This is a genomic window from Lacisediminihabitans changchengi (assembly GCF_016634425.1).
Taxonomy (GTDB): domain Bacteria; phylum Actinomycetota; class Actinomycetes; order Actinomycetales; family Microbacteriaceae; genus Lacisediminihabitans; species Lacisediminihabitans changchengi.
The window spans coordinates 580,848-599,425 of the sequence record NZ_JAEPES010000001.1 but is presented as its reverse complement, the minus strand read 5'-3'; the positions used below and the strand labels follow the sequence as shown (position 1 = coordinate 599,425).

At 67.3% G+C, this 18,578-nt stretch carries 17 protein-coding genes; 8 read left to right on the top strand and 9 right to left on the bottom strand.

Annotated features, from left to right (window positions below; all coding sequences use genetic code 11):
- Positions 1 to 91: 91 nt before the first annotated feature.
- Complete coding sequence (locus IV501_RS02835) at positions 92 to 550, bottom strand: hypothetical protein (RefSeq protein WP_200554885.1); 459 nt, start codon at positions 548 to 550, stop codon at positions 92 to 94.
- A 364-nt stretch (positions 551 to 914) separates the two neighbouring features.
- Between IV501_RS02835 and IV501_RS02830 the strand changes: the two genes are divergently transcribed.
- From IV501_RS02830 to IV501_RS02820, 3 genes are read left to right on the top strand one after another with little or no spacing between them, the layout of a single operon-like run.
- On the top strand, positions 915 to 1,214 hold the full coding sequence (locus tag IV501_RS02830; RefSeq protein ID WP_200554884.1) for a hypothetical protein: 300 nt from the start codon (positions 915 to 917) through the stop codon (positions 1,212 to 1,214).
- A 53-nt stretch (positions 1,215 to 1,267) separates the two neighbouring features.
- Positions 1,268 to 2,308: an FUSC family protein gene (locus tag IV501_RS02825; RefSeq protein ID WP_200554883.1), complete on the top strand. Its 1,041-nt coding sequence runs from the start codon at positions 1,268 to 1,270 to the stop codon at positions 2,306 to 2,308.
- Positions 2,305 to 3,231, top strand: a complete 927-nt coding sequence (locus tag IV501_RS02820) for an alpha/beta fold hydrolase (protein ID WP_200554882.1) — start codon at positions 2,305 to 2,307, stop codon at positions 3,229 to 3,231. Before IV501_RS02825 ends, IV501_RS02820 begins: the two co-directional genes overlap by 4 nt.
- An 8-nt stretch (positions 3,232 to 3,239) precedes the next feature.
- Here the strand turns inward: IV501_RS02820 and IV501_RS02815 are convergent, their stop codons facing one another.
- Positions 3,240 to 3,731 carry a hypothetical protein gene (locus IV501_RS02815; RefSeq protein WP_200554881.1) on the bottom strand — a complete coding sequence of 164 codons (492 nt, stop codon included), beginning with the start codon at positions 3,729 to 3,731 and terminating at the stop codon, positions 3,240 to 3,242.
- 83 nt (positions 3,732 to 3,814) lie between these two features.
- Between IV501_RS02815 and IV501_RS02810 the strand changes: the two genes are divergently transcribed.
- Positions 3,815 to 4,645 carry a UbiA family prenyltransferase gene (locus tag IV501_RS02810; RefSeq protein ID WP_200554880.1) on the top strand — a complete coding sequence of 277 codons (831 nt, stop codon included), beginning with the start codon at positions 3,815 to 3,817 and terminating at the stop codon, positions 4,643 to 4,645.
- A gap of 8 nt (positions 4,646 to 4,653) precedes the next feature.
- On the opposite strand, the gene IV501_RS02805 is transcribed toward IV501_RS02810, so the two are convergent.
- The 4 genes from IV501_RS02805 to IV501_RS16070 form a co-directional block, all read right to left on the bottom strand.
- Complete coding sequence (locus IV501_RS02805; RefSeq protein ID WP_200554879.1) at positions 4,654 to 6,108, bottom strand: MFS transporter; 1,455 nt, start codon at positions 6,106 to 6,108, stop codon at positions 4,654 to 4,656.
- A gap of 13 nt (positions 6,109 to 6,121) precedes the next feature.
- A complete protein-coding gene (locus IV501_RS02800) occupies positions 6,122 to 6,796 on the bottom strand; it encodes an esterase/lipase family protein (protein ID WP_200554878.1) in 675 nt (224 codons plus the stop codon).
- A gap of 67 nt (positions 6,797 to 6,863) precedes the next feature.
- Positions 6,864 to 9,404, bottom strand: coding sequence for a DEAD/DEAH box helicase (locus IV501_RS02795; protein ID WP_234698101.1), 2,541 nt, complete (start codon positions 9,402 to 9,404; stop codon positions 6,864 to 6,866).
- Complete coding sequence (locus IV501_RS16070) at positions 9,397 to 10,311, bottom strand: nucleoside hydrolase (RefSeq protein ID WP_234698100.1); 915 nt, start codon at positions 10,309 to 10,311, stop codon at positions 9,397 to 9,399. The genes IV501_RS02795 and IV501_RS16070 overlap by 8 nt, the downstream gene beginning before the upstream one ends.
- Before the next feature lie 530 nt (positions 10,312 to 10,841).
- On the opposite strand from IV501_RS16070, the gene IV501_RS02790 reads away from it, so the two are divergent.
- The 4 genes from IV501_RS02790 (at position 10,842) to IV501_RS02775 (ending at position 15,017) form a co-directional block, all read left to right on the top strand.
- Complete coding sequence (locus IV501_RS02790) at positions 10,842 to 12,299, top strand: SDR family NAD(P)-dependent oxidoreductase (RefSeq protein WP_307812146.1); 1,458 nt, start codon at positions 10,842 to 10,844, stop codon at positions 12,297 to 12,299.
- 74 nt (positions 12,300 to 12,373) lie between these two features.
- The gene (locus IV501_RS02785) at positions 12,374 to 13,363 is read left to right on the top strand and encodes an SDR family NAD(P)-dependent oxidoreductase (protein WP_200554876.1); all 990 of its coding nucleotides are present in this window, start codon (positions 12,374 to 12,376) and stop codon (positions 13,361 to 13,363) included.
- A gap of 72 nt (positions 13,364 to 13,435) precedes the next feature.
- A complete protein-coding gene (locus tag IV501_RS02780; RefSeq protein ID WP_200554875.1) occupies positions 13,436 to 14,056 on the top strand; it encodes a TetR/AcrR family transcriptional regulator in 621 nt (206 codons plus the stop codon).
- 19 nt (positions 14,057 to 14,075) lie between these two features.
- Positions 14,076 to 15,017, top strand: a complete 942-nt coding sequence (locus tag IV501_RS02775; RefSeq protein ID WP_200554874.1) for a diacylglycerol/lipid kinase family protein — start codon at positions 14,076 to 14,078, stop codon at positions 15,015 to 15,017.
- Between the two features lie 108 nt (positions 15,018 to 15,125).
- Here IV501_RS02775 and IV501_RS02770 read toward each other — a convergent pair whose 3' ends face one another.
- From IV501_RS02770 to IV501_RS02760, 3 genes are read right to left on the bottom strand one after another with little or no spacing between them, the layout of a single operon-like run.
- On the bottom strand, positions 15,126 to 16,898 hold the full coding sequence (locus IV501_RS02770; RefSeq protein ID WP_200554873.1) for an FAD-binding oxidoreductase: 1,773 nt from the start codon (positions 16,896 to 16,898) through the stop codon (positions 15,126 to 15,128).
- Positions 16,895 to 17,587, bottom strand: coding sequence for a lysophospholipid acyltransferase family protein (locus IV501_RS02765; RefSeq protein WP_200554872.1), 693 nt, complete (start codon positions 17,585 to 17,587; stop codon positions 16,895 to 16,897). Before IV501_RS02765 ends, IV501_RS02770 begins: the two co-directional genes overlap by 4 nt.
- A gap of 2 nt (positions 17,588 to 17,589) precedes the next feature.
- Complete coding sequence (locus IV501_RS02760; protein ID WP_200554871.1) at positions 17,590 to 18,450, bottom strand: SDR family NAD(P)-dependent oxidoreductase; 861 nt, start codon at positions 18,448 to 18,450, stop codon at positions 17,590 to 17,592.
- Between the last annotated feature and the right edge of the window lie 128 nt (positions 18,451 to 18,578).

Here is an 18,578-nt window from a genome sequence, read left to right as displayed (position 1 = left end):
GCTGGCCCTTCGACAGGCCCGCCCTTCGAACAAACTCAGGGACCGTACGGTCCCTGAGCTCGTCGAAGGGCTGCGGTGCTCCGGGTGCGGCTTAGTCGTCGCTGCCGTGGCCGCTGCTGCCGCCGTGACCGGAGCCGCTGTCATTCGAGCCACTGTCATCCAAGCCACTGCCGCTGGTGCCGCCGTGGTCGTCGTTCACGTCGTGGGTGGGGCCATCGTCGGAGACGCCGTCGGGCCGATCGCCGCCATCGTCGTCGATGTAGACCGGTGAGGCGGGCGCCACCGTGGAAGTGCCGCTCGGGTCGGTGCTGGTCGATGGCGACGGCGTCGGGGCGGCAGTGCTGTCGTCGCTCCCCGTCGTCACCGAATCGATCTGCTGCACCCGGCCGGTCTGATCTGTGACCCCGAGCGAACTGGTCGCGGCGACCGCTCCGGCGGTGCCGATGCTCAGAATCGCGAGGGTGGCGACACCGGTAATAATGAATTTCGCTCGAGTACGCATGATCGTTGCCTCTTTCGCGGGCTGCGGCCCACTTTCTTTGGCGACCATTTGGTCACAGTACAACGGTCTTCTGCGTACATGAGAGCCCCGGGAGGCATCGATGAGAACTCTCTCACCTCAGCGTCCGACGGCGAATTGCTGCTTTCGCGGCCAATCGGTGGTGGATATCGTCGCTGAAACTGCGGATATCGTCGCCCGCCCCCGAGTTTGTCGCCGATTCCACCGCCGGATGATTAGTTCACTATTGAAAACATCCGACCACACCCCCGAACTGGGGCCATCGACGAGTTGAGTTCGAGAATGTGCCGCTGCTAGTTTCGATGAGTCGCCACCGCAGTCCCCCGAAATGCGGACAGCGACATCCGCTCGTGCACCCGACACGAGTAGTTCCTTACCCGAGAGGAACACAGAAATGAATCGAGCGCTCGAAACCGTACCCGCGGTCAGCGCCGCGTTCACCGTCCCGCTGATGCTGACGGTTGCCCTGGCAACCGTCAGCCTCGTGGTGATCGCGGTCATCGTGCGCAACGCCCGCCGCGACCGAGGTCTTACCCCCGCCTCGGCAGTGGCGAGCGGAGTCTCTGCCGTCGGCATCGTCATGAGTGCCCTAGCGCTCAGCCTTGCCGTCGGTGGGGCCGCGAGCGCCACCACGGCCTCCTCGACGACTCCGGGATCCAGCCTCCCGAGCGGATACCAGCTTTCAACGAAATAGCCGGGGCAACCGAAACACCCGAGGATACGAAACACCCGGGATACTCTGGCAGGATGCGACCGATCGCCTCCCTGCGAGCATCATCTCGCAGCCCGCTGCTGCAGGTCGTCAAGACCTCCATCGCCGCCGTCGTCGCCTGGCTCGCGTGTGCACTGCTGCTGAATCAGCCGCTGCCGATCTTCGCCGCGATTGCGGCATTGCTCGTCGTCGCCCCGAGCGTCAACCAATCTCTCGCCAAGGGCGTCGAGCGCAGCGTCGGTGTCATCGTCGGTGTTCTGCTCGCCTACGCCGCGGCTGATCTGTTCGGCAACTCCACCTGGGTGGTGCTCGGCATCATCGTCGTAGCCCTGCTGCTCGCCTGGGCCTTGCGACTCTCCCCGGGCTCGGCCAACCAGATTCCGATCAGCGCGATGTTGGTGCTCGCCCTCGGCTTGCAGACCCCCGGCTACGCGTTCGACCGAATCGTGGAGACGGTGATCGGCGCCGTGATCGGCCTCGCCGTGAATGTGCTCGTCGTGCCCCCGGTGCTGTTCGGTCCCGCCCATGACGCGGTCACCCGGCTTGCCGAGGAGATCGCGGCAACCCTCAGCGATCTCGCCCGCATTCTGCGTACCCCCACCGACAGCACGGGCGTGGAGGCGGTGCTCGAGCGAGCCCGCACCCTTCGCGGTCTGCGCGAGACGGCCGCTGCCGGCCTGGACAGCGCAGAGGAGAGCCTCACGCTCAACCCCCGCGGCGGCAAGCATCGCCGGCAGCTCGTGCGCGACCGCGCCTTCCTCGACACCCTTACCGTGCTCGCCACCCGGGTTCCCGGCATGGCGCGTGCCGTGCGCGACCGTTACGACGTCACCCTCACGGCGGATGCCGTGGTGCAGTCGATCGCCACGGAACTCGACCGCGCCGCCCACGACCTGTTGCTGCTGACCCGGACCCCCCGCGGGGCGGACGAACCGCCGCCCGTGACCGCGGAGCTCCCCGCCCTGACCGCGCCCTTGGTGGTGTTGCGCCCCGACGAGGAGAATTGGGTGCTGGTCGGCTTCCTGCTCGAGGATCTGCGCCGGGTGCGCGACGAGATCGTCGGAGACCCGGATTGACCGCCGTTCCCGGCTATGGCCCCTTCGAGCTACACACCGATCCTTCCGCCTTCGGATTGGTCACGACGACGGTCTCGAGCGACCTGGGAAGCTGCGTCGCGCGGCATCCCCCTGCGCGGCAGTCGACGATCGCCACGGTGTTTCTGCACGGTGCCGCCGGGTCGTGGACCACCTGGACTCCGCTCCTTCTCGCCGCACGGGAAGACGGTGTCGACCTCGGCGAGACGGTGCTGCTCGATCTGCCGGGCTGGGGCTCGGCGACGCTCGCGGCACACGCCGACCAGACCGTGCTCGCCATCAGCACGCTGGTGCGCGACGTCGTCTTTCGGCTCGGGTACACCGAGTGGCGCCTCGTGGGGCATTCGCTCGGCGGCTTCGTCGCGCTGCACATGGCGGCGACGTGGCCCGAGCGCACCCGAGATGTCGGCCTCGTGTCGGGAACCACGTTTTCGGTGATGCGGACGGTCGAGCATCCGTTGCGCCGGTTCGGGCAATTACCGGGCTTCGTCATGCTGTGGCGCGTGATGCAGGTGCTCGCGCCGCTCGGTGCTTCCGGGCGCGCGTTCGTGCGGGGCGTCGACCGGATCGGGCTGCTGCGGCTGGCGACCTCCCCGCTGTTCCGGCATCCGTTTCGGGTACCGCGATCACAGATCGACGCTCTCGCGCACGAGCTTCGACCGCGGTCGTTCAGCGCGGCGGCCCGGGCGACCCGTGCGTATCCTGCCGAGGCGCTCTGGGGCGCAATCAGCTGCCCGGTGCGCGCGCTGAAGGGCGATCGAGATGTCTTCGTCTCCCCCTCCGACCTGGATCAGCTCGGCCGACTCCTGCCCCACTCCGTGCACACGGTCATCCCGGACTGCGGCCACTTCGGCCCGGTCGAGAGGCCCCGAGAGGTACTCGCGGCGCTAGGTTTCGCGGGCTAGGTTTCGCGCTATGCGCTGGCGGGCAGCTCGAGCCAGGTGAGCGTCGCGAGGTCCTCGGGGGTGAGACCGAACTCGCCTGCGCTCGTGGCGACGATGGTTCTGAGCTCCTGGGAATCGAGCCTGGCACCGTGCCGCACCATGATGTCGACACCGGCCGGAGTCACCAGCGACTTCGAGAACCGGGTGACGACGAACTCGTCAGACGGCCCGGTCCCCTCGACTTTCCAGTGGCTGCGGAACGGCAACAGGATTCCGCGCCCGCGCCATACGAGCCCGTCGCCACGGAGGGTGTCGACCCCCACGATCGACTTCCGCACGCCTGCCCGAGTGCTGTACGTCACGGTGTCGAGAAATTTGAGCGGCTGTTCGGAGCGCACTTCGTAGCTGAGCGTCGGGTTCAGGCGGTCGCCGCGCAGCCACATCGGAAAATTGGTGGCGCCGATGTGCCAGCTACCCGGCAACAACTCGGCAAGCGAGCCGGCAGATGGAACAAACGTCATGCCCCCAATTTAGTGCGAAGTAAGGCCCCCTCACCGCGGGCCGCGCCGCCGAAGCTGAGGCTGCGTCGACGTAACATGGGCCCATGGCCTCTCGACTCCGCGCGCTCGCGCTGTCGACACATCCCGGGCCGGGACTCGCAGTCACCGTCGTCGCCGTGCTGCTCGGCATCGGCCTGCACCTCGCACCGTGGCGCATCGTGCTGCTCGGCCTCGCGGTGTTGGCCAACCAGGTCTCGGTCGGGCTCTCCAACGATTGGCTGGATGCCGAGCGAGACCGGGCGGTCGGACGCACCGACAAGCCAGTCGCGCTTGGTCTGGTCAGCGTCCGCCTGGTGCGGGCGAGCGCGATCGCGGCCGCCGCCCTGGGAGTGCTGCTTACCGTGCCACTCGGGCTCTGGGCGACCATCACCCATGCGGTCTTCATCGGCGCGGCCTGGGCCTACAACGCCGGCCTGAAGAACACGCCGATCTCGGTGCTGCCCTATATCGTGGGCTTCGGCCTGCTGCCCTCCGTCGCCACGCTGTCGCGACCGGACCCGGTATTCGCGGCGCCGTGGGCGTTCGGCCTCGGCGCCATGCTCGGCGTCGCAGCCCATTTTGCCAACGTGCTGCCCGATCTCGAGGACGATGCCCGCACCGGCATCGCCGGGCTCCCGCACCGCATCGGGCGCCGGGCATCCGGCGTGGTCATCTGGGTAGCGCTCGGGCTGGGCGCGGTGTTCGCTTTCGTCGGTCCCTCTGGCGCGAAAATCCCGGTGCAGTGGGTCGGCCTCGCGATCACCCTCCTGCTCGCCGCCGCGATCGCGGTCGTGCTGCGGCGCCCGCCGACGCGGCTGCTGTTTCAGCTGATCATCGCCGCTGCGCTGGTCAACGTCGTGCTGCTGGTGTTCAGCGGCGACCGCCTGCTCGGCTGACCGTACGGCTAGCTCGCGGGCCCGCCGGCAGGGGGCGCGGGCACGGCGCCCGGGCCTGCTGATGGGGCGGGGGCTGCGGGCGATGCGGGGGCCGCGGCATCCGTCGATGCGGTCAGTGCGGGCAGATTGCGGATGCCGATGAACGAAATGATTCCGCCGATGATCAGGAGAGCCCCGGTCACGATCATCGCGCGGTCGAAGCCACCAAGGCCGATCTGACTTCCGGCGATGATTCCCACGAGTGCCGTCGCGATCAGACCAGCCACCCGGGCAACGGCGTTATTGATGGCCGAGCCGATCCCCGACTGGGCAGAGCTGATCGATCCGAGGATCGCGCTGGTGAGCGGTGCCACCGTGATCGTGAGCCCCAACCCGAAGAGGATCACGCCGGGCAGAATCTCGGTCCAGTAGTTCGGCCGCGTGTCGGAGAACAGAAAGTACAGGTAGCCCAGGCCGCCGATGATCGGCCCGACCGTCATGAATAAGCGCGGACCGAGTCGCCCGGCCAATGCTCCGACATACGACGAGAGGAGGGTGCTGATGATTGTGACCGGGAGAAACGCGAGCCCGGCGAACAGGGCACTGTACTGCCCCACCTGCTGCAGAAAGATGGTGAGCACGAAACCACCGAGCGACAGGGCCGCGTAGATGGCGGCAGTGGCGATGTTGCCCATCGCGAAGTTGCGCACCCGAAACAGGCCGAGCGGCATCATCGGCTGCCTGGCGAACCTCTCCCGAACGATGAACCCGGCAAAGGCGAGCAGCCCGAGCGTCATCGAGCCCCAGATCAGGGGATTCCCCCAGCCGAGATTTCCCTGTTCGATCAGCGCGAAGACCGGGAGCCCGAGGCCGATCACCCCCAGCACCGCGCCCGGGTAGTCGATCTTCACCCCATGATCGCGCACATCCTTCTGCTTCAGCACGGCGAGCAGCACCAGGGCGGTTGCGATCGGCACCACATTGATCGCGAAGATGTAACGCCAGGAGATCGTGTCGACGAAGATCCCGCCGAGCAGCGGCCCCGCGATGAAGGCGACGCTCGTGAACGCCGTCCACTGCCCGATCGCCTTCGCCTGGGCCGCCCCAGTGAAATTCGACAGGATGATCGCGAGCGAACTCGGAACAAGAAGCGCCCCGGCGATTCCCTGCACCGCCCGGGCGGCGATCAGCATCTCCGGCGATACGGCGGCGAAACAGACGATGGAGGCGACGCCGAAACCGATCAACCCCACGCGCAGGATGACGATGCGGCCGTAGACATCCGACAGCGAGCCGGCCAGCAGGATCAGCGAGCCGAGGGTGATCAGGTAGGCGTCGACCACCCACTGCTGGGTGCTCAGACCGCCGCCGAGCTCGCGCTGGATCGCCGGCAGGGCCACCTGCACGACAGAGCCGTCGAGAAACGAGACGAAGGAGGCGAGGATCGCGATGGCGAGAACGAGCTTCTGATGTCTCTGCAACATGCGGCTTATTCTTCTACCTCGCGGCTATGGCCGAGCCGACTTCGCGGAATAAATCCGGCGATCCAAGTGGCCGAAAGTGACCCACCATGGGCAGCTCGATGTTGGTCGCACCGTCGAGGCGACTGCCACCCGGGATGATCGGGTCGAGCCGTGAGTAGATCGAGGTGATGCGTGCGTTGATGTCGATGTTCTTCGCGAGCGTGACGATCAGTTCGTTGCGCGGGTCGAAGACGCGAAGAGCCGGGTTCGGCGCGAACCGAGCGAGCGAGGAGCCGCCGAAGGGCGAGTTGACGGCGATCAGCTGCGCGATGCGGCCGGAGACGTCATCCGTCACCATCATGTGCTTGCCGATGATGCCGCCCTTGCTATGCCCGATCAGAATCACTTCGCGCAGATCGTTCGCGTCGAGATACGCCTGCGCCATCGAGGCCGTAGCCGCGATCGTCTTCCGGTTGTAGCCGAGTTCGGTAAGCGCATGGATCGGATGCCCGAGCCCGTGCAGGTAGTCGCCCAGCGGCCGCATGAACTGCCAGGTCTCGTACACGCCGGGGATGAGGAGCACCGGGGCGAGACGACCGCCGCGGTAGCGGATCACCGGACTCTGCTGTTCGAACGGCAGCCGGGCCTGCTGGCGCATCGCGTAGAGCCGGTCGCCGACGATGTCTGCGGCATCCCTCCACACGGTCATGCTGCGAGCCTACGCTCGCCTATAGCCTGGACGAATGGCCGAACGACCCTGAGCGTGTCGAAGGGCGTTACAGCATCCCGACCCCGGTCACCCGCACGACCGCAACTCCCGCCTCGTTCGACTCGGCGAGGTCGATCGTGGCGCTGATCCCCCAGTCGTGATCGCCGGCCGGGTCGTCGAAGATCTGGCGCACCGTCCACTGCTGCGCGCCCTCCTCCACGATGAGCATGGCGGAGCTGCGCGCATCGCCGCCGGTTCCGAGGTTGTTGTGCGCCTCGAAGTAGGCGTCCATGGCGTCGCCCCAGGCGTCCGCGTCGAAGCCGGCCGCGGCATCCAGTTCTCCCAGCTGCTCGTAGTCCTCGAGGGCGGCCAGCTGCACCCGACGAAACAGCTCGTTGCGCACGAGAATCCTGAAGGCACGGATGTTGCTGGTGACGTGGTGCGGCGTCGGTGGCAGAACGGGAGCCGCGACATCCGGTGCCGCAGCCGGGTTGATCAGCTGCTCCCACTCGTCGAGCAGGCTCGAGTCAACCTGACGCACGAGTTCGCCAAGCCACTCGATGAGGTCGAGCAGTTCTTCGGTCTTGGCCTCGTCGGGGATGGTCTGGCGAGCCGCTTTGTATGCATCGGAGAGGTAGCGCAGCACCAGCCCTTCGGAGCGGTTCAACTTGTAGAAACCGATGAAGTCGTTGAAGGTCATCGCCCGCTCATACAGGTCGCGCACGACCGACTTGGGGCTGAGTTCGAAGTCACCGACCCACGGCTGCGACGCGCGGTAGGTCTGGAAGGCGGCATCCAGCAGCTCGTCGAGCGGCTTCGGCCAGGTGATCTCCTCGAGCAGTTCCATGCGCTGCTCGTACTCGATGCCCTCGCTCTTCATCGCGGCGATGGCCTCGCCGCGGGCCATGTGCTGCTGGGCCGAGAGCACCGGGCGCGGGTCGTCGAGCGTTGCCTCGAGCACCGAGATCAGGTCGAGCGCGTAGGTCGGGCTCGTCTGCACCGCGGTCCCTGAACTCGTCGAAGGGTCGGCCGGCTGCAGCAGGTCGAACACGGCGAGCGCGAACGGGGAGAGCGGCTGGTTGAGCGCGAAGTTCTGCTGCAGGTCGACGGTGAGGGTGATCGCGCCATCCGGACTCTGTTGAACGATCTCGGCGGTGCGCAGGGTGCGGTAGATCGCGAGCGCCTGCCGGGCGAGTTCGCGCTGGCGCGGCCGCGGCTCGTGGTTGTTCTCGATCAGAGCGCGCAGCTCGTCGAAGGGCTTGCCGCCGCGACCGATCACATTCAGCACCATGGCGTGGCTGATCTGCATGCTCGAGGTGAGGGTCTCCGGCTGCGCCGCGACCAGGCGCTGGAAGCTCGCCTCGCCCCACGACACGAAGCCGTCTGGCGCCCGCTTGCGCACGATCTTCTTGATCTTCTTCGGGTCGTCACCGGCCTTGGAGAGCAGGCGCGCGTTCTCGGTCTCGTGCTCGGGCGCCTGAACGATGACAGTGCCGGCGGTGTCGTAGCCCGCGCGACCCGCGCGACCGGCGATCTGGTGAAATTCGCGCGCGCTTAGCTGCCGCATCTTGGTGCCATCGAATTTGGTCAGCGCGGTGAGCAGCACGGTGCGGATCGGCACGTTGATGCCGACGCCGAGCGTGTCCGTTCCACAGATCACCTTGAGCAGTCCCTGCTGGGCGAGCTGCTCGACCAGCCGGCGGTACTTGGGCAGCATGCCGGCGTGATGCACACCGATACCGGAACGGATGAGGCGGCTCAGGGTTCGTCCGAAGTTGGTGGTGAAGCGGAAGTCGCCGATCGCCTCGGCAATCTCGTCGCGCTGCTCCCGGCTCGCGATCTTCACGCTGGTGAGGGCCTGAGCCCGCTCCAGCGCCGCGAGCTGGGAGAAGTGGACGATATAGATCGGCGCCTGGGCGGTACCGAGCAGATCCTCGACGGTCTCGTGCACGGGCGTGGTGACGTAGGAATAGTGCAGCGGCACCGGGCGATCGACCCCGGTGACGACGGCGGTCTCGCGGGAGTTCCGCTTCGTAAGGTCTTTGGCGAGCCAGTCGACATCCCCCAGCGTCGCTGACATGAGGATGAACTGCACCCGCGGCAGCGTCAGCAGCGGCACCTGCCAGGCCCAGCCGCGTTCGGGGTCGGAGTAGAAGTGGAACTCGTCCATCACCACCTGGTCGACCGGGGCATCCTCGCCATGGCGAAGCGCGAGGTTGGCGAGGATCTCCGCCGTGCAGCAGATGATGGGCGCATCGGCGTTGACGCTGGAGTCGCCGGTGACCATGCCCACGTTCTCGGCGCCGAAGATCTCGACCAGGGCGAAGAATTTCTCCGACACCAGCGCCTTGATCGGCGCGGTGTAGTAGGTGCGCTTGCCCTGCGCGAGTGCGGCGAAGTGGGCGCCGATAGCGACCAGCGACTTGCCCGTGCCGGTGGGGGTGCTGAGGATGAGGTTCGCTCCAGAGACGATCTCGATGATCGCCTCCTCCTGCGCCGGATACAGGCTCAGCCCGCGCCCGCCCGCCCATTCGACGAACTGGTCGAAGACCGAGTCGGGATCGTAGGCGGCGGTGCGGTCGATGCGGTCGAGCAGCAGGTCAGCCATGGTTTGTGGCGACCTGCCCGTAGACGTGCTCGACGTAGGCCCAGAACCCTGCAACGTCGAGGCTGACCGGCACGAAGGCGTTCGGCTCGGCGGATTCGAAGTCGACCACGGTCGCCCCGAGGGTGAACTGGCCGCGGGTCTCGACATCCACTCTGGCGCTCCTTCCGGCGAACAGGTCGGGACGCGAGACGTAGGCGACCGCGCAGACGTCGTGCACCGCCTGCCCGTCGGTGTCGCCGGCCCAGAAGGTGGCGAGCGGCAGGATGAACTCCTCCGCGAGCAGCCCGTGGGCGGCGAGTCGCTCGATCACCGAGCCATTCACCTGCGCCTGCAGTGTCACGTCGAGGCCGATCATGGTCACGCGCCAGTCGGCGTCGAACACGATGCGCGCGGCCTCGGGGTCGGCGTAGATGTTGAATTCCGCCGCCGGGGTGGCATTGCCGCGGGTGAACGATCCGCCCATGATGGTGAACGACGCCGCCCAGCGGGCGATGGCCGGCTCCTGCTTGAGCGCCAGCGCGATATTGGTGAGCGGCCCGGTGGCGACCAGGTGGATGGCGCCGGGCTGCGCGCGCAGGGTGTCAATGATGACCTCGACCGCGTGACGGTTGTCCAGCGGCGTGGTGGCGGCCGGGAGGTTGGTGCTGCCGAGACCGGTTTCGCCGTGCACCGCGGACGCGTCGCGGGTCGGTCCGACCAGCGGTTCGCCAGCCCCGGCGGCGACGGGGGCGTCGAAGCCGAGATAATCCCGCAACTCGAGCGCGTTCCTGGTGGTCAGCGGCAGACCGACATTGCCGCCCACGGTGGTGACGGCGACCAGCTCGAGATCAGGATCGCCGTGCGCGAGCAACAGCGCCAACGCGTCGTCGAGACCGGGGTCACAGTCGAGCAGGATCTTTTTCGCCATGGGTCAACCGTGGCACAGCCCGCCACGCGCCGCTGCCGCCCGGCCCGGTCCGCCCTGCCCGCTCCCCCTTCGGAAACTCAGGACTCTGGTCGCCCGGGCTTTGCTATGGCCCTATGGAAACTCAGGACTCTGTTCGCGCGCGGCCCTCGCAGTGCGCGCCGTCGCGGGCAAGCGCCAGACACGGGATGACCACATTCCTGAGTTTCCGAAGGTGCGAGCCGCTGCGCGTGCCGGTGGGTGTCCGGCCGAAGTCCTGAGTTCCCAAAGGCAAAAGCAAAGGCACGCAGTCTCACGGCCGCGCCTGTGGCGATCTGACGTGAACCGGGTGGCAGCATGCACTCAACATGCTGGAGCTCGCCAAAATCCCGAATCCGTCCTGTTGGCGGACGATTCGGCCATCTGATCCTGTTGAGCGACGGCCGGGGCGTGCCTCCTGACTTCCCCTGGGCGCCCGAGAGCACAACCGCCCCGACGTAGAATCTTCTGTGCCTTCCGACAGCGTGCCTTCCGACCGCGTGCCTTCCGACCGCGTGCCTTCCGATCCCGCCATCGACCCGACCGATCTCGAGACCACCCTCCGCGTACTCGCCTCGATGGACCAGCTCGACGAGGACGACGTCGACTTCATCCGCGTGCGTCAGGCCACCGCCCGCATGTTCAAGTCGGTCAAGAAGTCCCGCCGCCTCGAAAAGCGCGCCGAGATCGCCGACGCCGACAAGGCCGTCATCGCCAACACCGCCACCGGCGCGGCCGATCGCATCGACGACGAGACCCGCGGCATCCCGCTGGCCATCACCGTCGCGGCCCCGACCGCCGGCACCCTGCTCAAATCCCGACCCTGCTACATCTGCAAGCAGCACTACACGCAGGTCGACGCCTTCTACCACCAGCTCTGCCCCGACTGCGCGCTCGAGAACCATGCAAAGCGCGACGCCCGCACCGACCTCACCGGCAAGTCCGCCCTGCTCACCGGTGGCCGCGCCAAGATCGGCATGTACATCGCCCTTCGCCTGCTGCGGGATGGCGCGCACACGACCATCACGACGAGATTCCCCCGCGATGCCGTCCGCCGCTTCTCGAGCCTCCCGGACTCGTCGGACTGGCTGCACCGCCTCCGGGTCGTCGGCATCGACCTGCGCGATCCGGCGCAGGTGATCGGACTCACCGACGCGATGATCGAGGCCGGACCGCTGGACATCCTGATCAACAACGCCGCGCAGACCGTTCGCCGCTCCCCCGGCTCGTACGCGCCATTGGCGGATGCCGAGTCGGCCCCGTTGCCCGACGGTCCCCTCCCCGAGCTGCTCACCTTCGGCCACACGAACGACGCCCACCCGCAGGCGCTCGCGGCCTCGGTGGCCAGCCACCCCATCCTGTCCAGCGCACTAGCCCTGACCGCCGATGAGCTGACCGACCTGGCCCTCGCCGCCGGATCCTCGAGCCTCGAGCGCCTGGCCGCTGGCACCGCGATCGACGCCGGGGGCCTTGTCCCCGACCACCACGACCAGAACTCGTGGACGCAGTTCGTTCACGAGGTCGACCCGCTGGAGATGCTCGAGGTGCAGCTCGCGAACGTGACCGCACCGTTCCTGCTGGTCTCCCGGCTGCGGCCGGCGATGGCAGCCTCCGCGGCGCGTCGCAAGTACATCGTCAATGTGTCCGCCATGGAGGGGCAATTCGGTCGGGGCTACAAGGGCCCGGGTCATCCGCACACCAACATGGCCAAGGCTTCGCTCAACATGCTCACCCGCACCAGCGCCAAGGAGATGCTGGAGTCCGATGGTATTCTGATGACCAGCGTCGACACCGGCTGGATCACTGATGAGCGGCCGCATCCCACCAAGGTCCGGCTGGCCGAGGAGGGCTTCCACGCCCCGCTCGACCTTGTCGATGGCGCGGCTCGCGTCTACGACCCGATCGTTCGCGGGGAGGCGGGTGACGACCTCTCCGGCATCTTCCTCAAGGACTACAAACCCGCCGCCTGGTAGTCGGCACACCGCCAGCACAGCGTCAGCGCAGCACTCACACAGCACCGACAGCACTGCAGAGCAAGGAGATCGACATGACAGAGATCGACAGGACAGAGACCCCGCAGCATCCGATCGGGTCGGGCTTCGGTGCCCGCAGCACCGCACTGGAGGTCATCCAGGGCATCGACCTCAGCGGCAAGCAGGCGATCGTCACGGGCGGCTATTCCGGCCTCGGCATCGAGGTCGTTCGTGCCCTGGTCAGCGCCGGCGCATGGGTGCTGGTTCCCGCTCGCCGTACCGAGGTCGCCCGCGAGGCGCTCGACGCGGAGGGGCTCACGGATGTTGAGGTCGACGCTCTCGACCTGGCCGATCTCGAGAGCGTGCACGGCTTTGCCGCACGATTCCTGGCGAGCGACCGCCCCCTCAACCTGCTGATCAACAACGCCGCGATCATGGCTGCGCCGCTCACTCGCGTAGGGCCCGGCTGGGAGGCGCAGTTCGCCACCAACCACCTCGGCCATTACACGCTCACGAATCTGCTCTGGCCCGCGCTCGTCGCCGGCGCCCCCGCACGCGTCGTCGTGCTCTCCTCGACCGGTCACAAGCTTTCACCGGTGCGCTTCGACGACCTGAACTTCGAGCAGGGCTACGACAAGTGGCAGGCATACGGCCAGGCGAAGTCCGCCGACAGCCTGTTCGCGATCGAGCTCGACGCACTGGGCCGCGACCAGGGTGTTCGCGCCTTCGCCGTACACCCCGGCGGTATTCTCACCCCGCTTCAGCGCCACCTCCCGCTCGAAGAGCAGCGCGCTCTGGGCTGGATCGACGAGAACGGCGTGCCAGACTCCCGGTTCAAGACTCCCGAGCAGGGCGCGGCGACCACGGTGTGGGCCGCGACCTCGCCTCAGCTCGACGGTATGGGCGGGGTCTACCTCGAGGATGTCGATGTCGCCCTCCCGACCGTGCCCGGCTCTCCGACGGCGCGCGTTGCCGGCGTGGACGCGCATGCGATAGATCGCAACGACGCAGCGCGGCTGTGGGCTGTCTCTGCTCAGCTCACCGGTGTAGACGCCTTCGCCTGAACCGCTGGGCTCCCGGGGCGCACATAGCTGGACCGGTACGATGAGGGAATCAGCCGCGTGGAGAGGACTGCCGTGACCGACAGTCCTCTCACCGAGCTCGATCAGTCGCAACCGCACGCAGATGATCCGCACCTTGACACGACCGTCGACGTTCGAATCACCAACGCTGCCCTCGAGCTTCTGCGCAACGGCGGCCCGCTCGCGGTGAGCATCGAGGCGGTTGCGACGACCTCGGGCGTCGCGAAGACCACGATCTACCGTCGACACCGCAACCGGGAAGCGCTGCTGCGTGCGGTGGTGGATGCTGCGTCGATCCGCATCGCGGTGCCCACCTCGCTCTCGGCCTACGACACCTTCCGGTGGTTTCTCGTGCACGCGCGGGAGATGATCGAGCACATCGTCGGACGCGGGGCGGTCGCCGCGATCATGCTCAACGAAGACCCGGAGTTCGCCGCGCTGCTGCACGAGCGCATCCGGGCAAACACCAAGCCACTGCGCGACAATCTGCGTGAGCGGAGCGCGTCGGGCGAGCTGCGCGCCGACCTCGACATCGAGCTGGTGATGAGCCTGCTGCTCGGAACCTTCATCGCCGAATCGATCCGCGGCAGCAGTTCGGACGACGGCTGGGCCGACAGCGTGCTCGAGTTCCTCTGGCCAGCGCTGGCCCCCGAACAGTCCTCCGACGGGCTGTGACCCTGCAGGGACGCACGGCGTGAGGCGCGCCGCCATCGTCTACAACCCGGTGCGCGTCGACCTCCTCCGCCTGCGGCGCATCGTCGCGACGTGGGAGACCAAGGCCGGCTGGTCAGAGTCACTGTGGCTGGCCACCTCGCTCGAGCGGCCGACCTCCGAACTCGTCGACGATGCGCTCGGGGCCGGCGTCGAGCTCGTGATCGCTGCCGGCGGCGACGGAACCGTGAGCGAGACGGCATCCGCTCTGCGTCAGTCGGGCGTTCCGCTCGGAATCCTGCCCTGCGGTACGGCGAATCTGCTTGCCCGAAATCTGCGTCTTCCGCTCAGCAACCTGGGTGCAGCCACCCGCATCGCCTTCACCGGAACGGACCGGGCGATGGATGTCGGCGTGCTCAGCTATCGACTCGTCGACGGCAGCTCGGGGACCCGACCGTTCTTCGTCATGGCGGGGTTCGGATTGGACGCCGACATGGTCTCCGGCACCGACCCGTCGGCGAAGAAGCGCTTCGGTTGGCTCGCCTACGTCAATCCGATCCTGCGCTCGGCGAATCGTCGCTCGCGCGCGTCGGTCACCTACGGTCTCGACGGTGGCCCGGCGACCTCGGCACGGCTGCACACCCTGGTCGTCGGCAATTGCGGAACGGTCACGGCGGGGCTGCGCCTTCTGCCCACGGCGGAGATCGACGACGGACTGCTCGACGTGCTCGCGGTGCGGTCGCTGTATGGCCGAGATCGCGCGCGCTTTCTCGGCTGGCTGACGCCGTATCAGGGGCCCCGCAAGCCCGTGCCGCCGGAGCCACGAACCGAGCCGCACGGAGCCTTTCGCTACACGACGGCGCGCGCCGTCACCGTGGAGATGCACGATCCGGCGATCTTCCAGGCCGACGGCGACCTCATCGGCACGGCGGTCTGGGCGGAGTTTGCGCTCGACCCCGGATCGGTCTCGGTCCACGTCGCCTAACGCTGCGCTGCCAGGGCCTGATAGAAGCCGAGACGCAGCGAACCCCGCCGGACTTCGGGTGCGGGAATCCGGCACCCGCTGTTCGGCGGGGTTCGCGTGCGAGTCAGGCTAGGCCTGCACCTCTTCGGTTTCGATGGCGTCCGTGTCGATGAGCGTCGCGACACGACCTCCGACGAGGCGCCCGCCGACGATCTTTCCCGGGTTGAAGGTTCCGTCCGGGTCGGCGCTCGCGAACAGGCTCTTGACCAGGTCAACGCCCCCGGCCGAGATGTCCTGCTCGAGCCATGGCGAGTGCTCCAGGCCCACGCCGTGGTGGTGCGAGATCGTGCCGCCGTTATCGATGAACGCCTGCTGGATCGCGCTCTTCACGACGTCGTACTCGGCGATCGGGTCGCCCTCACCGAACTTGAACGCGAAGGTGAAGTACAGGCACGCGCCCGAGTGGTACGAGTGCGAGAGGTGGCTCATGATCCAGCCGACCTTGCCCAGCTTGTCGAATGCGCCCTGGGCTGCCGCGTACGCGCCATCGTGCACGGCGGCGAGCTTCGACCACGGTGCTGCGGTCTCGGAGACATCCCCCGCCGCCCCCATGTCGAGCAAGAAGTCGCGCAGATACGGGGTGTCGAACTTCTTCTGGTCGTAGAGAACACCCGGGCCCTTGCCGACGCCCATGCCGTTGTGCTTCTTGACGATCGCGTCGACGATGGCTTTCTGGCGCTTCGCGTGCGCCTCTCCGCCCTCGTAGCCGATGAACGAGAGGCAGATGTCGTCGAGGTTCCACCCTTTGCGCTTCATCAGCGTGGGCAGCACGGTGCCAGAGAGGAACTTCGACATCCCCTTGCTCGCCTTGCTGGTTGCCAGCGAGAAGCCGGTCTCGCGGGCATCGGAAACGCGGGTGATCGACGGCGCCGCGTCGCTCTCCGAGATCTCCTGCATCGCCTTCAGGCCGGTCGCCCAGTTCGGGAAGAAGTACGCATAGATGTCGCGCTTCTCCGGGATGCGGTGCACCTGCACGGTCACCTCGGTGATCACGCCGAGGCGTCCCTCGCTGCCGACGATCATCTCGCGCACGCTCGGGCCGGTAGACGCGCTCGGGATGGCACGGATGACGAGCGTTCCGCCCGGCCGCACGACGCGCAGGCCCCGCGCGATGTCTGCGATGTCGCCGTACTTGTCCGACTGCATACCGGAGGACCGTGTGGCGACCCACCCCCCGAGGGTGGAGTGGGTGAAGCTGTCGGGGAAGTGACCGAGGGTCCAGCCGCGCTCGGTGAGCTGTGCTTCGAGGTCGGGGCCGAGAGCACCGGCCTGAATCCGGGCGAGACCGGAGTCGGCATCCACCTCGATCACGCGGTTCAGGCGGCCGAGGTCGAGGGAAACCACGGTGCGGGTCTCGCCGACGATCGGCTCGAGGCTGCCGGCGATGTTGCTGCCGCCACCGAACGGGATGATGACGGCTCCCGCCGCGACGGCTGCATCGACCACGCTCTGAACCTGGGCCTCGTCGGCCGGGTAGACCACGACATCCGGCGTGCGCTCAATCTTGCCGCTGCGCACCCGCACCAGGTCGCGCAGACTCTTGCCGAAGGTGTGCACCACCCGGTCCATGGCGTCGCTGGTGACGTTGTCATCGCCGACCGCAGCGGTGAGCGCCGCGAAGAACTCGGGAGAGACGTTGGAGTCTGGCACGTCCAGCTTGTCGAACGGGAGCGGCTGCGCCTTCGTCGCCGTCCAGAGGTCCACATCGACCGCCTTCAGCACGAACGGGGCAAAATCGGGCTTGTCCTCGTGGTGGAATCCGACGCCCTCGACACCCCACCCCCACCACTTCATGTGCTTGACGGTGCTGTGGTCGGCGCTGGTGGCCTTCTCGTCTGTCATCGTGTTCCTTCCTCTGCATGCACGGGCACTCCTGTGGGCTGAATCGTCTCGCGCAGATGCCTGATGGTCTGCGCGACCCGGTTCGAATACTCCTCAGCCGTCTCCTCGGCGCCCTGCCGCATCGGCGCGCCGAAAGCGACGCAGACCGGCAGGCGACCGCGAACCGGCCAGTTTCTTCCGCGCGGCATCGCGGTGCTCGCGCCGATCAGCGCGATCGGAAGGATGGGCACGCCGGCGGCGGTGGATAAAGATGCGGCGCCGGGCTTGAATCTGCCCATCTCGCCGGTCTTCGAGCGGCTTCCCTCGGGAAAGATCAGGAGCGGTACGCCGCGTTCGAGCAGCGACTTGGACACGCCCACTCGGGTGCGGGATGCCCCGCGCTCGACCGGGAAGGCGTTGAAGAACAGGGCGGTGAGCCACTTGCGCCAGCGGACGTCGAAGAAATAATCCGCGGCGGCACCGGCGGCGAGATAGCGCGAGATCTTGGACGGCAACGCGCCGATCACGAGCGGGGCGTCCAGGTGGCTGGAGTGGTTGGCGACGGCGACGAACGGCGCCTCGAGGTCGCGGATGTTGTCGAGGCCGGTAACGGTCACCTTGGTAATGCGCCAGACGATGGGACGAAGGATGCCCCGCTGGGCCACCCAGCGCATTCCGGCCATTGTCGACGAGGTGAACCTGTCCGCCATCGTCAGTGCCCCTCGCCGGTCGTGCCCACTGTCGTGCTTGGACCTGTGGAGTTCGGACCGGACGGGGCAACCGGATGGGTCGCATCCGTGTTCGAACTGCTGCGGCTCGACGAGATGGCTGCGGAAACCCTGCGAATCGCCGACTTCGGAGCGTGCCGAGCAAACCACATCAGTGCCTTGAACCGAACTGTCGGTATGGAGATCACCGTGCCGCGTTCGGCGTCGCGCAACGCCGTCTCCACGAGCGGCTCCACGTCGATCCACAGCGGCCCGGGAATCGACCCGACCCGGATGCCTGCGCGCTTATGGAACTCGGTGCGCACCCATCCCGGGCAGAGTGCGGTGACGTGCACCCCCGTTCCGCGCAGCTCGACAGCCAGTCCTTCCGTGTACGAGGTGACCCACGCCTTGATCGCCGAGTACGACCCCATCGTGATGAAGCCGGCGGTGCTCGAGACGTTGAGGATGGTGCCGTGCCCGCGCTCGCGCATTGCGCGTCCGGCTGCGCCGCCGAGCAGCAGAACCGCGAGACCCATTACGTCGAACGCCAGCTCGTGCGCGGTCGTGTCGCGATCCAGCAGCTTGGTGTGCACGCCGAAGCCCGCGTTGTTGACCAGATACTCGATCGGATGCTCGGCATCCTCGAGGCGTGCCGCGACGCGGTCGACGTCAGCGCGCTTCGAGAGGTCGGCCGAGAGCACCTCGACCTGTATGCCCGAATCGGCATGTAGCGTGGCTGCCATCGCGTCGAGTCGTGCCGAGTCTCTCGCAACGAGCACGAGGTCGAAGCCGCGAGCGGCCAGAGAACGGGCGAACTGGGCGCCGATGCCCGATGTGCCGCCCGTGATGAGAGCCGTTGCCATGACGCTTACATTACGCTACGGGTCCCGTAGCGTTAGTTCTGTAGACTCATCGAAGCTCGCCTGCTCGAAGAGGAACCCGACGAGGGGTACCGCACTAGCGGGCCTCGCTCTTATTGGAGGTTGGCACG

Bases quoted from the DNA above. Each gene is read 5' to 3' on its own strand.
- IV501_RS02835 (WP_200554885.1), bottom strand. From the start codon at position 550: ATGGTCGCCAAAGAAAGTGGGCCGCAGCCCGCGAAAGAGGCAACGATC.
- IV501_RS02830 (WP_200554884.1), top strand. From the start codon at position 915: ATGAATCGAGCGCTCGAAACCGTACCCGCGGTCAGCGCCGCGTTCACC.
- IV501_RS02825 (WP_200554883.1), top strand. From the start codon at position 1,268: ATGCGACCGATCGCCTCCCTGCGAGCATCATCTCGCAGCCCGCTGCTG.
- IV501_RS02815 (WP_200554881.1), bottom strand. From the start codon at position 3,731: ATGACGTTTGTTCCATCTGCCGGCTCGCTTGCCGAGTTGTTGCCGGGT.
- IV501_RS02810 (WP_200554880.1), top strand. From the start codon at position 3,815: ATGGCCTCTCGACTCCGCGCGCTCGCGCTGTCGACACATCCCGGGCCG.
- IV501_RS02805 (WP_200554879.1), bottom strand. From the start codon at position 6,108: ATGTTGCAGAGACATCAGAAGCTCGTTCTCGCCATCGCGATCCTCGCC.
- IV501_RS02800 (WP_200554878.1), bottom strand. From the start codon at position 6,796: ATGACCGTGTGGAGGGATGCCGCAGACATCGTCGGCGACCGGCTCTAC.
- IV501_RS02795 (WP_234698101.1), bottom strand. From the start codon at position 9,404: ATGGCTGACCTGCTGCTCGACCGCATCGACCGCACCGCCGCCTACGAT.
- IV501_RS16070 (WP_234698100.1), bottom strand. From the start codon at position 10,311: ATGGCGAAAAAGATCCTGCTCGACTGTGACCCCGGTCTCGACGACGCG.
- IV501_RS02785 (WP_200554876.1), top strand. From the start codon at position 12,374: ATGACAGAGATCGACAGGACAGAGACCCCGCAGCATCCGATCGGGTCG.
- IV501_RS02770 (WP_200554873.1), bottom strand. From the start codon at position 16,898: ATGACAGACGAGAAGGCCACCAGCGCCGACCACAGCACCGTCAAGCAC.
- IV501_RS02765 (WP_200554872.1), bottom strand. From the start codon at position 17,587: ATGGCGGACAGGTTCACCTCGTCGACAATGGCCGGAATGCGCTGGGTG.
- IV501_RS02760 (WP_200554871.1), bottom strand. From the start codon at position 18,450: ATGGCAACGGCTCTCATCACGGGCGGCACATCGGGCATCGGCGCCCAG.